At 69.3% G+C, this 12,863-nt stretch carries 13 protein-coding genes; 3 read left to right on the top strand and 10 right to left on the bottom strand.

Translation table 11 applies throughout. The features are described from left to right. Positions 1-75: 75 nt before the first annotated feature. Positions 76-1,272 carry an Rv2578c family radical SAM protein gene (locus J9611_RS07540; protein WP_211879026.1) on the top strand — a complete coding sequence of 399 codons (1,197 nt, stop codon included), beginning with the start codon at positions 76-78 and terminating at the stop codon, positions 1,270-1,272. A 91-nt stretch (positions 1,273-1,363) separates the two neighbouring features. Here J9611_RS07540 and J9611_RS07545 read toward each other — a convergent pair whose 3' ends face one another. From J9611_RS07545 to J9611_RS07570, 5 genes are all read right to left on the bottom strand, one after another. Beyond that, entirely contained in the window at positions 1,364-2,737 is a 1,374-nt protein-coding gene (locus tag J9611_RS07545; RefSeq protein ID WP_211879027.1) for an NAD(P)(+) transhydrogenase (Re/Si-specific) subunit beta, read from the bottom strand. Beyond that, positions 2,734-3,105 (bottom strand): NAD(P) transhydrogenase subunit alpha part 2, encoded by a 372-nt coding sequence (locus tag J9611_RS07550; RefSeq protein WP_211879029.1) that lies wholly within the window; start codon positions 3,103-3,105, stop codon positions 2,734-2,736. The genes J9611_RS07545 and J9611_RS07550 overlap by 4 nt, the downstream gene beginning before the upstream one ends. Further along, positions 3,105-4,274: a Re/Si-specific NAD(P)(+) transhydrogenase subunit alpha gene (locus J9611_RS07555; protein WP_211879031.1), complete on the bottom strand. Its 1,170-nt coding sequence runs from the start codon at positions 4,272-4,274 to the stop codon at positions 3,105-3,107. Before J9611_RS07555 ends, J9611_RS07550 begins: the two co-directional genes overlap by 1 nt. A 166-nt stretch (positions 4,275-4,440) precedes the next feature. Further along, positions 4,441-6,297 (bottom strand): HNH endonuclease, encoded by a 1,857-nt coding sequence (locus J9611_RS21780; protein WP_246527506.1) that lies wholly within the window; start codon positions 6,295-6,297, stop codon positions 4,441-4,443. Between the two features lie 123 nt (positions 6,298-6,420). After that, entirely contained in the window at positions 6,421-6,924 is a 504-nt protein-coding gene (locus J9611_RS07570) for a (deoxy)nucleoside triphosphate pyrophosphohydrolase (RefSeq protein ID WP_211879033.1), read from the bottom strand. A 159-nt stretch (positions 6,925-7,083) separates the two neighbouring features. Between J9611_RS07570 and J9611_RS07575 the strand changes: the two genes are divergently transcribed. Continuing rightward, a complete protein-coding gene (locus J9611_RS07575) occupies positions 7,084-8,292 on the top strand; it encodes an MFS transporter (protein WP_211879035.1) in 1,209 nt (402 codons plus the stop codon). Between the two features lie 44 nt (positions 8,293-8,336). Here J9611_RS07575 and J9611_RS07580 read toward each other — a convergent pair whose 3' ends face one another. Beyond that, a complete protein-coding gene (locus tag J9611_RS07580) occupies positions 8,337-9,257 on the bottom strand; it encodes a cation diffusion facilitator family transporter (protein ID WP_211879037.1) in 921 nt (306 codons plus the stop codon). A 227-nt stretch (positions 9,258-9,484) separates the two neighbouring features. Between J9611_RS07580 and J9611_RS07585 the strand changes: the two genes are divergently transcribed. Next, positions 9,485-9,751 carry a GlsB/YeaQ/YmgE family stress response membrane protein gene (locus J9611_RS07585; protein WP_211879039.1) on the top strand — a complete coding sequence of 89 codons (267 nt, stop codon included), beginning with the start codon at positions 9,485-9,487 and terminating at the stop codon, positions 9,749-9,751. Between the two features lie 125 nt (positions 9,752-9,876). Here the strand turns inward: J9611_RS07585 and J9611_RS07590 are convergent, their stop codons facing one another. The 4 genes from J9611_RS07590 to infC form a co-directional block, all read right to left on the bottom strand. Beyond that, a complete protein-coding gene (locus J9611_RS07590; protein WP_211879041.1) occupies positions 9,877-10,788 on the bottom strand; it encodes a TrmH family RNA methyltransferase in 912 nt (303 codons plus the stop codon). Between the two features lie 56 nt (positions 10,789-10,844). Next, positions 10,845-11,300 (bottom strand): 50S ribosomal protein L20, encoded by a 456-nt coding sequence (gene rplT / locus J9611_RS07595; RefSeq protein ID WP_211879043.1) that lies wholly within the window; start codon positions 11,298-11,300, stop codon positions 10,845-10,847. Positions 11,301-11,419: 119 nt separating this feature from the next. Next, complete coding sequence (gene rpmI / locus J9611_RS07600; protein ID WP_009358635.1) at positions 11,420-11,614, bottom strand: 50S ribosomal protein L35; 195 nt, start codon at positions 11,612-11,614, stop codon at positions 11,420-11,422. 116 nt (positions 11,615-11,730) lie between these two features. Continuing rightward, the gene (gene infC / locus J9611_RS07605; protein WP_372447772.1) at positions 11,731-12,846 is read right to left on the bottom strand and encodes a translation initiation factor IF-3; all 1,116 of its coding nucleotides are present in this window, start codon (positions 12,844-12,846) and stop codon (positions 11,731-11,733) included. Positions 12,847-12,863: the final 17 nt, after the last annotated feature.

Raw genomic sequence — 12,863 nt, forward strand, 5'->3', positions numbered from 1 at the left:
CGGAGGGCGTGCCGAGGGGCGCTGCCTTCCGGTTGCCACCTTGACTTAAACTCGAACATACCTTCGAATTGAGCAATGAGATGGGACGCACAAGCACTCACCGCTTCTGGAGATACCGCCCCTGGAGATACTGCTCCCGGAAATACCGTCCCTGGTGACAGCCGTGGCGGGAGTATTCCTGACGATGGACATGGCGGCACCGGATCCCCGGCCGCGCGCGCCACCGATGCGCTGCTCCCGCTGGTGGGGCTGGTCCGTTCAGTCTCCACCCCGGAGTTTGCCGGCATCACCTTCCACGAGGTCACCGCCAAATCGGTGCTCAACAAGGTGGTGGCCGGTTCACGGATGCCGTTCGAATGGACCATCAACCCGTACCGCGGCTGCAGCCACGCCTGCGTCTACTGCTTCGCCCGCAAGAGCCACACCTACCTGGACTTCGACGCCGGCCTGGACTTCGACAGCCAGGTCGTGGTCAAGATCAACGCCGCCGAGGTCCTGCGCCGGGAACTCGCCAAACCGTCCTGGGGCCGCCAGCATGTGGCCCTCGGCACCAACACGGACCCGTACCAGCGGGCCGAGGGCCGCTACCGGCTGATGCCGGGCATCATCGGCGCCCTCGCCGATTCCGGCACTCCCCTGTCCATCCTGACCAAGGGCACGCTGCTGGCCCGGGACATTCCGCTCCTGAAGCACGCCGCGGCCCAGGTTCCGGTGGGCGTGGGCATCTCGCTGGCCATGACCGACGAACGGCTCTCCGAGGCCGTCGAGCCCGGAACCCCCGGTCCGCGGGCGCGGCTGAAACTGATCACCCGGCTCCGGGAGGCAGGACTGCCCTGCGGCGTCATGGCGATGCCCATCCTGCCCTGGCTTTCGGACAGCGACGAAGCGCTGGACTCCCTGTTCGGATCCCTGGCGGCTGCCGGGGCCACCGGCGTCACGGCAGGGGCGCTGTACCTGAAACCGGGCACCCGGGAATGGTTCATGCAGTGGATCGCCAAGGAATATCCGCAACTCGTCGGCCGGTACCGGAGCCTATATGGCACCGGATCCTACGCCTCCAAGGAATACCGGGCCTGGCTGGCCGGACGCGTCCGGCACTTCAAGGGACTCCATGGCTTCTCCGGCTCCCAGGGGTTCAGCCACCGCGACCCCAACGACGATCCGCGGGAGGAGGAGGCCCGGTATCCTGCCGGCAGCATCCCGGACAAGGCCGCCGGAACACTCCGGCACGGAGGCGTGCAGGCCGACGCCGCGCAGCCCACGCTGTTCTGACCGCGCTGTCCTGACCACGGCAACCGCCCTGCCCCCGTGGCTGCACCGCGCTGTCCTGACCAGGGCAACCGCCATGCCCCCGTGGCGGCCTTCAGAGGGCCTTGACGGCGCCGAGCACTTTGGCCAGCGAGTCCTTCGCGTCCCCGAACAGCAGCGTTGTTTTCGGGTCGTGCAGGAGCTCGTTCTCGATGCCTGCGAAGCCGGGGCGCATCGAGCGCTTCAGGAACACCACCTGCTGGGCCTGCACCACCTCCAGGATCGGCATGCCGAAAATCGGCGATCCGGGAGAGGACTTCGCCGCCGGATTCACCACGTCGTTGGCGCCCACCACGAGTGCGATGTCGGTGTTGGCGAACTCCGGATTGACCTCATCCAGTTCCCGCAGCGACTCATAGGGCACATTGGCTTCTGCGAGCAGCACGTTCATGTGGCCCGGCATCCGTCCCGCCACCGGGTGGATCGCGAAGACCACCTCCACGCCGCGCGCCGCGAGGGCCGTGGCGAGCTCAGCCACGGTGTGCTGTCCCTGCGCCACAGCCAGCCCGTAGCCGGGGACGATCACCACCCGCTGGGCGTAGCCGAGCTGGACGGCGACGTCCTCCGGCGAGGAGGAGCGCACCGGCCGGCCGCTCTGGATGGTCGAACCCGCCGTCGAGCCGCCGCGGAACGCCCCGAACATGATCCCGGCCACTCCGCGTCCCATCGCGGAGGCCATCACCTTGGTGAGGATGGTTCCGCTCGCCCCGACGAGCGTCCCGGCGACGAGCAGCAGCACGTTGCCCAGCACCACCCCGGACGCCGCAACAGCGAGACCGGTGAAGGCGTTGAGCAGCGAAATCACGATCGGCACATCTGCTCCCCCGACCGGCAGCACCAGCAGCAGGCCGGCCGCGAGCCCCAGCACCAGAAGGGCGAGCGCCCAGCCGGCGGAACCGCTGAAAACGACGAGGATGCCGGATGCGACGGCGCCGAGCAGCACCACCGCCATCACCCACGGCATGCCGGGAAAGAGCAGGGGGCGGGTGCCGATCAGCTCCTGCAGCTTCCCCACCGTCACCGCGGAACCGGCAAACGAGACCGCACCGACCAGCATCGTGAAGACGACCGCCAGGCGCACCCACGGGTCCTCGCTGTGGCCCAGTTCGAGCACGGCGACCAGCGCGGCAGCCCCGCCTCCGACCCCGTTGAACAGGGCGACCAACTGGGGCATCTGGGTCATCTGCACGCGCCGGGCCACCGGGACGGCGACGGCCGAGCCGGCGGCTATGGCGGCCAGGATAAGCGGAATGTTGTCCAGCTTCGCGGCGAGGAACACCGTGACCACGGCCACGAGTGCGCCCGCGGCCCCGATGGCGTTGCCGCGGCGTGCCGTCCGCGGTGAGCTGAGGCCCTTCAAGGCCAGAATGAAGCAGACGGCAGCCACGAGGTAGAGCAGGGCCGTCCATCCGGGCCCGAGGATGCTCACTTGCCCGCGCCCCTGCCAGCACCCTTGACCGCGCCGTCGACCCTGTCGCCGACCGCGGCGCCGGAGCGGGGGCGGCCAGGCGTCCGGGCATTCTTCCGGCCGCCGAACATCTCCAGCATCCGGTCGGTGACCACGAATCCGCCAACCAGGTTCGCCGTCGCCAGGACCACGGCGAGGAGGGCGATCGTCAGCAGCCAGGGATCGCCTGCCTGCCCCGCCACGATGATCGCGCCGACTAGGATGATGCCGTGGATGGCGTTGGCGCCGGACATGAGCGGGGTGTGCAGCTTGCTGGTGACCTTGGAGACCACTTCGAAGCCTACGAAGACGGCGAGCACCACGACCGTCAGCAGCGTGACCGGATCCATCAGGGCTGTCCCTCCTTCGGTGGCGCCAAGTTCAATGCCGCCAAGGCGGACGCGGTGGCCGCGTGCTGCACGGAGCCGGCGCGGGTCAGGCAGGCGCCGGCGACAACCTCGTCGTCGAAATCAGGCCTGACCTGGCCGTCGGCGGTCATCAGGGCGAGCAGGTTGCTGACGTTCTTGGCGAACAGCCGCGACGCGTCCGAGGGCATCGCGGAGGGCGCATCCTGCAGTCCGACCAGGGTCACGCAGCCGCCCACGACGGGCACCTGGACGTCCCGGCCGGCGATGACGCCTTCGACGTTGCCGCCGGATTCGGCGGCGAGGTCGACGACGACGGAACCGGCCCGCATGCCGGTCACCATGTCCATCGTGACGAGCAAGGGGGCGGCCCGGCCGGGAATGGCCGCCGTGGTGATGAGGACATCCGCGGCCGCGACATGCGGGGCCAGGAGGCCGCGCTGGCGCGCGGCCCGGTCCTCGCCGAGTTCGCGGGCATAGCCTCCGGTCCCCTCCGCCGGGGTGTCGAGGTCCAGGTTGATGAACGTGGCGCCCATGGAGGCGACTTCGTCGGCGGAGGCCGCCCGGATGTCATTGGCCGATACCCGGGCACCGAGGCGCTTCGCGGTGCCGATCGCCTGCAGCCCGGCGACGCCGGCCCCCAGGACCAGCACCCGGGCGGGCGGGACCGTCCCGGCGGCGGTCATATAGAGCGGGAAGAACCGGGGATAGCGTACGGCTGCCTCCAGCACCGCGCGGTAGCCGGCGACGAGGGCCTGGGAACTGAGCGCGTCCATGGATTGGGCACGGGAGATCCGCGGGACCAGTTCGAGCGCGAAGGAGGTGATGCGGGCCGCGGCAAGGGCCCGGACGGTCGGCAGTTCCGACGCCGGGGAGGCGAACCCGATGGTGATGGTGCCCTGCTGCAGCGTGGCCGCGAAGTCCGGGGTCAGCGGCCGGACGTGCAGGAGGACGTCCAACGATTCGAGCGGGAGTTCGGCGATGGTTGTGGCGCCTGCTTCCTTGAAGGCCGCGTCGGGGTAGCCGGATTCCATCCCCGCCCCGCTCTCCACCACGACGTCCAGGCCGAGGGCGGTCAGCTGCTGCACAGTCTCCGGAGTGGCCGCGACCCGGCGCTCCCCGGCACGCTGCTCCCGCCTGACACCAACCTGCACGGACCACTCCTCCCGATCCGCTTCAGCGTAGCCACATGCCGGGCGGTTTGGCGAGAGGCAGGGGCACGGCGGGTGATCTGGCCTATGGGGACTGAGCCCTGTGCCACCGACGCGGGCCAGCACTGTGCCCGGGTGGAGTAGTGCCTCCTGCGTCAGGCCACCAGCGTCAGGCCACCAGCGGCGCGCTTAGCGGAGTGCGTTTTAGGATTTTGACCTTTGCGTGGTGCCGGAGTTCGTGCCGGTGGCGGGTCTGGTCGTGGAGGGTGCCGGGGAGCGGGATGCCGGCCATCGGGTCGCCGGTCATGGGGGTGCCGGGGAGCGGGGGCGCGGTGGAGGAGTAGGTGTGGCCGGTGGGGGTGGTGAGTTCGAGCGTGTGTCTCGGCCCGGGCCTGGGCCGGGCGGCCCAGCCGGGGATTTCCTTGGTGTGGTTGCAGGCTTCGCAGAGCCCGGAGCCGTTGGCGTGGCTGGTGGTGCCGCCGTCGTGCCACGGGATGATGTGGTCCAGGTGCCGGATCGGGGCGTCGCAGTACGGGGTACGGCAGGTGTCGTCCCGGGCCGACAGGAAGCGCCGCAGCCCGGCCGGGAAGAGCCGGGCCCGGGAGTCCAGGGCCAGCAGGTCCCCGGTCCCGGGGGCGGTGTAGAGCCGCCGCAGCCAGATGGCGAACGCCGGCGGCGCCCCGGTGAGGCCGCCGGTGCCGTTGCTGCCGAGGCTGCCGCGCGCGCCGGAATCCGGAGCGCCGCCGGCCCCGCCGTAATCCGTTGTGCCGTCCGTTGCGCCGCCGCCGGTCCCGCTGCCGCCGCCGTCGGCCTTGACAGATGTGCCGGAGCCCGTTGCGCCGCGGGCTCCGGTTGCGCCGTCGGCGGGGGTGAGGAGGGTCCGGGCCCAGGCGGCGGGGACGATGCCGTAGCCGGGGAGCCGGGCCGGTTCGCTGTCGCCCTGGAACAGGGTCCGGTCGGTCATGACGAGCTGGATCTGGACCCCGGTGATCCCGCCGGGGGTCCCGGTGACCCGCTCCACCAGGCCATCGGCCATGAGCTGCCCGCGGGAGCGGGGGTCCCCGCCGGAGCGCAGGGCCCCGGCGTGCCCGCTCAGCGCCGTGTAGACCGCGACGCCCTCCCTGGCCGGGAGCAGCGCAGTCAGGTACGTCATGGTGTCCGGCGCCGGGCGGAGGCTGACGTGCCGGTCCGTGGCGGCGTGGGCGGCCCGGTCCGCGACCGGGCGCGGGTCCCTCCGGTACGCCGCGGCGCGGGCCGCGGCCGTGACCGCCCGGTCCCCGGCGCCGGCGAACGTGCCGGTGTCCGCGGCGAGCTCCCCGTCGACCGCGGCCCGGTCCGCGACCGGGCGCGGGTCCCTCCGGTACGCCGCGGCGCGGGCCGCGGCCGGGACCGCCCGGTCCCCGGCGCCGGCGAACGTGCCGGGGTCCGCGGCGAGCTCCCCGTCGACCGCGGCCCGGTCCGCGACCGGGCGCGGGTCCCTCCGGTACGCCGCGGCGCGGGCCGCGGCCGTGACCGCCCGGTCCCCGGCGCCGGCGAACGTGCCGGTGTCCGCGGCGAGCTCCCCGTCGACCGCGGCCCGGTCCGCGGCCGACAGGCACGCCGTTTCCCGGACCAGCAGCGTGGCGCGCCATTCGTTCAGGTCCCCGGCGGCCAGCGCGGCCAGCGTCCGCGGCATCTCCGCCACCAGCGCCTTCGCCAGGCCCAGCAGCCGGCCCCAGCGGGACGGGGACTCCCGCCGGGCCAGGGCGATCTGCGCCCCCACGCCTTTTCCCAGCTCCGCCGCGGGCACCCCCGCGCAGGCCTGGGCGCGGCGCTCCAGGGCATCGAAGGCTACGGCGATCCGGGCCTGCGCCGCCGCCGCGGCGGACTTCACATCCTCCAGCTCCCGCAACTGGGCGACCAGCCCGGCACCATCCCCGCACGGCCGGACGGCAGCCAGGGAACCGGCCAGGGAGCCGATCAGGTTTCTGACCGCCATACCTTCCGATACCGCCGGAGCCGATTCCGGCTCCCTATTGCCGTTCATGAACCAAGTCAATCAGGCACCTCCGACAGTAAGAGACCAATGTCACGATGGCGGAGAAAGAGGTCACGGGAATCGACCGACAGGCCTTACTTAGCCAGGTTTAAGGGGCCGGAACCGGGCGGATCATGTCGCCGGCGTGCCGTTGGGGACCGGAAACGCTCCCGGAACCGCACCCGGGACGACACCCGATCCGCAGCGCGAAGCCTGGAGCGTGTCCAGGAGCGCCTCAACAATGGGGAAGTCTGCCGGGATCCAAGGCAGGCCCAGCACGTCCTCGCGGTCCGCCACGTCGATCCAGCGCAGCTCGTCGTGGTCCTGCAGGGGGTGCGGCTCGCCGTCGGCCAGTTCCGCAAACCACACGCGCATCGCGGCCCGCTCGTTGAGCGGCCAGCCGGAGGCGGACGACGCCGGCAGTTCCGCCCCGAGCCGGACGGTGACGCCCAGCTCCTCGAGCAGCTCGCGCTGGAGCGCCTGCTCCGGGGTCTCGCCGGACTCCACCTTGCCGCCGGGGAACTCCCACATGCCGGCAAACTGCGGCGGCGCCGTCCGCCGTGCAACGAGCAGCCGGGCCGGTTCCGCCAGGGAGTCCACTACTGCGCCGCCAACAACGTTAATGAGTCCAGTCACGCCCCCAAGTCTAGGACGGCGGTGCGGTGCGGGAGAATGGAGAGGGCCGCGGTCCCGAAATCCCGGGAATACCGCGCACCCTCGCGAAGTTGCACACATCATATTTAAGATGCCGAATCCTCCTGGCGGCTGCCCGGAAACTCCCCGAAAAGCGGACGAATGACAACCACCCAACAAGCCCAGGCCACGCCAAAAACCGGCGCCCGCCATCTTGCCCTTGCCATTGTTGCCCTTGCCATGGGCGGATTCGGCATCGGAACCACCGAATTCACCATGATGGGCCTGCTCAAGGAAGTGGAGCAGGGCCTGAACATCAGCACCCAGGAGGCCGGCCACCTGATCTCGGCCTACGCCCTCGGCGTCGTCATCGGCGCGCCGGTGCTGGCCGCCGTCGGCGCCAGGATGCCGCGGAAATATCTGGCCCTGGGACTGATGCTCTTCTTCAGCATCGCGAACCTCACATCCTTCATTGCCCCGGACTACGGCACGATGCTGGTGTCACGGTTCGCGGCGGGGCTGCCCCACGGCGCCTTCTTCGGCGTTGCGGCCGTCATCGCCGCCTCCCTGGTCGCTCCGACCAGGCGGGGCTGGGCGATCTCGATGGTGATGGCCGGCCTGACCGTGTCCAATGTCATTGGCGTCCCGTTCGCCACATGGCTCGGCCAGAGCTACGGCTGGCGGCTGCTGTTCCTGCTGGTCGGCCTGATCGGCATCATCACGCTCGTCATGCTGTGGCGGTTCGTGCCGTTCCAGAAGCCCCACGCCGATGCCAGCTTCCGCCGGGAGCTCAGCGCGCTGAAGCGGCTCCAGGTCTGGCTGGCCATCCTGATCGGGATCGTGGGCTTTGGCGGCTTCTTCGCCACCTACACTTACATCGCCCACACCATGACCGACGTCGCCGGCATCCCGGCCGCGTGGCTGCCGCTCGTAGTGGCGCTCTACGGACTCGGCATGGTGGCCGGCAACATCGTCGGCGGCCGGATCGCTGACAAGTCCGTGATGGGAACCATCTACTGGGTCCTGCCCGCCACCGCCGTGGCACTCGTGGTCTATGCAGTGGCCGTGCACTGGCCCTGGTCCGCCTTCGTCATGGTCTTCGTGGTGGGCGGCGCCGGATCCCTGCTGGTCCCGGCTCTGCAGACCCGGCTGCTGGATGCCTCCCCCGATGCCCCGTCGCTGGCGTCCTCGCTGAACCATGCGGCCCTCAACGTGGCCAACGCCCTCGGCGCCTTCCTCGGCGGCCTCGTGATCGCCTGGGGCTGGGGTTACGTCGCGCCTGCCCTGGTGGGCGCCGTCCTGGCCGTGCTGGGGCTCGGCGTCGCCGCCGTCAGCGGCCTCGTGGAACGCAAGAGGCCGCTGGCCCCGTAGCCCGCGCAGTGCGGCTGCGGCCCAGCGGCACCTGCTCAGATCCGTCAGGCGGCGTTGACACGCTCGACGTCGGGTTCGAGGTAGATGACCCGGGCGATCGGGACGGCCTCGCGGATCCGGGCCTCGGCGTCGTCGATCGCCTGGGCGATGTCCTGGCCCGAGTCGGCGCGGCCGACGCTGATCTTGGCGGCGACCAGCAGCTCCTCGGGACCCAGGTGCAGGGTCTTGAGGTGGATGATGCCGGTCCCGCCGGCTTCGATGGCGGTCCGGATCCTGGCGACGTCCGCACTGGTCGCCGACTCCCCCAGCAGCAACGATTTCGTCTCCACGGCCAGCACGATGGCGATGGCCACCAGCAGCAGCCCGATCATGCCGGTGCCGAGGGCATCCCAGATGCCGTCGCCGGTGATGAGCGTCAGCCCCACGCCGAGGAGCGCGAAGACGAGGCCCACGAGGGCGCCGAAGTCCTCGAGCAGGATGACCGGAAGCTCCGGCTGCTTGGCATTGCGGATGAACTTGATCCAGCCCTGCTTGCCGCGGAGCGGATTCGATTCGACGATCGCGGTCCTGAAGGAAAAGGACTCGGCGACGATGGCGCCCACGAGCACGGCCAGCGGCACCCACCAGAAGTCGCCCTCGATGGCATGCGGGTGCTGGATTTTTCCCCACGCTTCATACAGCGCGAAGAGTCCACCCACGCTGAACAGCACAATCGAGACGATGAAGGCGTAGATGTAGCGTTCGCGTCCGTAGCCGAACGGGTGCTCCGGGCTGGCTGCCTTCCGGGCGCGCTTGCCGCCGAGGAGCAGGAGAAGCTGGTTACCCGAGTCCGCGACGGAGTGGATGGCCTCCGCCAGCATGGACGAGGACAGTGTCAGCGCGAAGGCGACGAACTTCAGGACGGCGATGGTCAGGTTGGCGGCCAGCGCCGCGACAATCGCCTTGGTACCGCCATTTGCAGCCACGTGAGCTTCTCCTTCGGGGATTCTTGCCGGGTGGTCGCGGGCCCGGCAATGCCCGTGCCCGCAAGGAATACCGTACCCGGTCCGGGCCGGCGACCGCACCGCGGCCGGAACACTCCGGCCAGGTAACGATTGGGTGTGATCCTGCTGACAAGGAATCGGGCCTATGTTAGCTTGAAGCTGTACTCGGCGTTCACAATTTGGAGGCCGACGATTATGTAGGAGGAGACATGGGCTTTCTTGGATGGATCATTCTCGGACTCATAGTAGGTGCAATCGTTAAGGCAGTCATGCCCGGCAAGGTCGGCGGCGGCTGGGTTACCAGCCTCGTGCTCGGCGTCGTCGGTGCGATCGTCGGCGGCTGGATCGGCGACCTGCTGTTCGGCGGCGGCAAGATGGAATTCTGGAACCTCGGTTCCTGGCTCCTCGCCATTGTCGGCGGCCTGGTAGTTGCCGGTATCTACGGCGCTGTCACCGGACGCAACCGGACCACGTAGTTGCTGTAAATGCACTGTCCATCGGCTGGCGCCACGGTGCCAGGCAGATGCGGATACGACGGCGGAGGCCCACCTTTTCGGTGGACCCCCGCCGTATTTTGTTGTCCGCCTTGATCCGGGAGCCGCTAGGAAGGGTGCGCTCCGGAATCCTGCTGTGACCGCGCGCTGGCGTAAAGGCAGAGGGTCGCGGCGGTCGCGAGGTTGAGGCTTTCCGCGGCGCCGTGGACCGGCACCGCTACCCGGTGGTCGGCCAGCGCGAGCTCGTCTTCGGAAAGGCCCTGGGCCTCGTTGCCGAACAACCAGGCGGTCGGGTTTTCCAGCGCGTAGTCGGATCCGGCCGCGGACGCCCCCAGGCGACGGGCCGTGTTTTCGTCCTGCAGCCGGTCCAGGTTCAGCTGGCCGTAGCCGTCTGCGGCCAGGACGCCGATCCCGCGTTCCTTGCAGCGGGCCACGAGCTCCCCCACCTCGGCGCCGAGCACGACCGGCAGGTGGAAGAGGGATCCCGCCGTCGAGCGGACGGCCTTGGGGTTGTAAATGTCCACGCTTGAGCCGGTCAGGACCACCGCGTCGGCTCCGGCGGCATCGGCTGCCCGCAGCACGGTCCCGGCGTTGCCGGGGTCACGCACCTGGCACAGCACGGCGACCAGCCGGGGACCGGAGTCGAGCACTTGCTCCAGGCTGACATCCACGAAGCCGCAGACGGCGATGATGCCCTGCGGGTTCACCGTGTCCGCCATCGCAGCGAGCACCTCGTCGGTGGCGAGGTATGCGGTGGTGCCCTCCGCCAGCTTCTCCAGCTCGGGATGGCGGTCCAGGCAGGCCTCGCTCGCGTAGACCTCATAGACGATGCCGGGCTCACCCGCGGCAATCCTTTTCTGGTGAAGGGCCAGGGCCTCCCGGACAACCTGCGGGCCCTCCGCCAGGAACTCGCTGCGCTTTAAACGGGCCGGGCGCCCGGCAAGTTGTGCCACCTTCCGCACCCGATCAGCTCGGGGGTTGGAAAGTGGAAAGTCTTGCGGGCGCCCGGTCTCGTTCATACAAGAACCTTAGTTGCTGTTGCAGCCGGTTCTCGAACGGCGTAGCTGTTGAACTGCTACTTGGCAGCCTCGGCGGCGGCCTTCTTGGCGGCGGGCTTCTTGGCAGCCTTGGCCTTCGGTGCGGCTTCAGCCGTAACGGCCGGAGCGGACGTGTCGGCGGGCAGCGAGTCCTTGGCGATCTGCACCAGCGCGGCGAAGGCGTTGGCGTCAGAAACGGCAAGCTCGGCCAGCATACGGCGGTCAACCTCGACCTCAGCGGCCTTCAGGCCCTGGATCAGGCGGTTGTAGGTCAGGCCGTTGGCGCGGGAGGCAGCGTTGATGCGCTGGATCCACAGGCGGCGGAAGTCGCCCTTCTTCTTCTTGCGGTCGCCGTAGCTGTACACAAACGAGTGCAGCAGCTGCTCTTTGGCCTTGCGGTACAGGCGTGAACGCTGTCCACGGTAGCCCTTTGCGCGTTCAAGGATAACCCGGCGCTTCTTGTGGGCGTTGACCGCCCTCTTCACACGTGCCACGTGCGTACTCCTTCGAAAATTCTGATCCCAAGCGTCTACTGCCGGACGGACCGGCTGGCCTGAGAAGCCTTTTGGTAGTTGACCGCTGCCAGGTGGCAGTCAGCCAGAGAACTTGGAACTTAGATGCCGAGCATCTTCCGGATGACCTTGGCGTCGCCCTTGAAGACGATCTTGTCGCCGGCGAGGCGGCGGGTCAGCCTGGAGGACTTGTGCTCGAGGTAGTGGCGGCGGTTGGCCTGCTGGCGGCGCAGCTTGCCGCTGCCGGTCAGCTTGAAGCGCTTCTTAGCACCGCTGTGGGTCTTCATCTTCGGCATGGGAACCGATCTCCTTACGTATCCGCAGACATGGTCTGCAGTTCTTTCGTGCAGCCGCCCCTGCGGGCGGCGTGCTGGTTGCTTGCTGCCGGACATTGCTGTCCGGCAGCCGTGAACTAGTTGGTCTTCTTGCTGCCCGGCTTGGCGGCGGACTTCGGCGCAGCCGGCCGTGCCGCAGGCTTCGGCGCCGAAGGCCGCGGTACCGGCTTGGGAGCCGCAACCGGCTTCGGTGCCGCTGCCGGAGCGGCCGTTTCGGCCTCGGGTGCTTTCGCAACCTCCGGCGCCTTGGCAGCCTCAGGGGCCTTCGGAGCTTCGGTCGCCTTGGCCGGTGCAGCGGCAGGTGCCTGGGCTACCGGCGGCTTCGCGGCGGCCTTGGGAGCCTCCCGCTTCGGAGCTGCCTGCCTGGCGGCCTTGGGGGCCTCCTGCTTGGGCGCTTCCTGGACGGGAGCCTTTTCTGCCGCCGCTTCCTGCACCTTGACCTCGGCGGCGGGGGCCTCCGTGGCTACGGTTTCTTCGACTGCTTTGTCCTCGACTGCGTTGTCCGCGGCAGGGGCCTCGGCAACCGCCGGAGCCGCTTCCGTTGCCGGAGCTTCCGTCTTGATCTGGTATCCCTCCGGAAGGAGGTCCGCCAGGGACTGCGTCAGCGGCGCACTGCTGTCACCGGAAACGTCCACGCGACCCGGGGCCCCCGAAGCCTTGGCTTCGTTCTCTGCCTTGGCTTCTGCACGCTGCGATGCGCGGCGGGCCTCTGCCTTGGCTTCAGCCTTGTTCTTCAGGGGACCCACCACCATGACCATGTTGCGGCCATCGATACGCGGGCTTGACTCCACCACGCCGACTTCGGCGACGTCGTCGGCAAAGCGCTGCAGCAGGCGGATGCCCATCTCGGGGCGCTGCTGCTCACGGCCGCGGAACTGGATCATGGCCTTGACCTTGTCACCGGCCCCGAGGAACCGGAGCGCGTGGCCGCGCTTGGTCTCATAGTCATGGGTGTCGATCTTCAGGCGGAAGCGGATTTCCTTCAGAACCGTGTTGGTCTGGTTCTTCCGGGCCTCGCGTGCCTTGACCGCAGCTTCGTACTTGTACTTGCCGAAGTCCATCAGCTTGCACACCGGAGGCTTGGCCTGCGGTGCAACTTCAACGAGATCAAGATCGGACTCGGCAGCCAAACGCAGGGCATCCTCAATACGGACAACTCCTACTTGTTCGCCTGCAGGGCCGACCAGCCGCACCTCGGGGACGCGGATAC

The organism is Pseudarthrobacter albicanus (genome assembly GCF_018224015.1).
GTDB classification, from domain to species: Bacteria; Actinomycetota; Actinomycetes; order Actinomycetales; family Micrococcaceae; genus Arthrobacter; species Arthrobacter albicanus.

Bases quoted from the DNA above. Each gene is read 5' to 3' on its own strand.
- J9611_RS07540 (WP_211879026.1), top strand. From the start codon at position 76: ATGAGATGGGACGCACAAGCACTCACCGCTTCTGGAGATACCGCCCCT.
- J9611_RS07550 (WP_211879029.1), bottom strand. From the start codon at position 3,105: ATGGATCCGGTCACGCTGCTGACGGTCGTGGTGCTCGCCGTCTTCGTA.
- J9611_RS21780 (WP_246527506.1), bottom strand. From the start codon at position 6,297: ATGAACGGCAATAGGGAGCCGGAATCGGCTCCGGCGGTATCGGAAGGT.
- J9611_RS07575 (WP_211879035.1), top strand. From the start codon at position 7,084: ATGACAACCACCCAACAAGCCCAGGCCACGCCAAAAACCGGCGCCCGC.
- J9611_RS07585 (WP_211879039.1), top strand. From the start codon at position 9,485: ATGGGCTTTCTTGGATGGATCATTCTCGGACTCATAGTAGGTGCAATC.
- J9611_RS07590 (WP_211879041.1), bottom strand. From the start codon at position 10,788: ATGAACGAGACCGGGCGCCCGCAAGACTTTCCACTTTCCAACCCCCGA.
- rpmI (WP_009358635.1), bottom strand. From the start codon at position 11,614: ATGCCGAAGATGAAGACCCACAGCGGTGCTAAGAAGCGCTTCAAGCTG.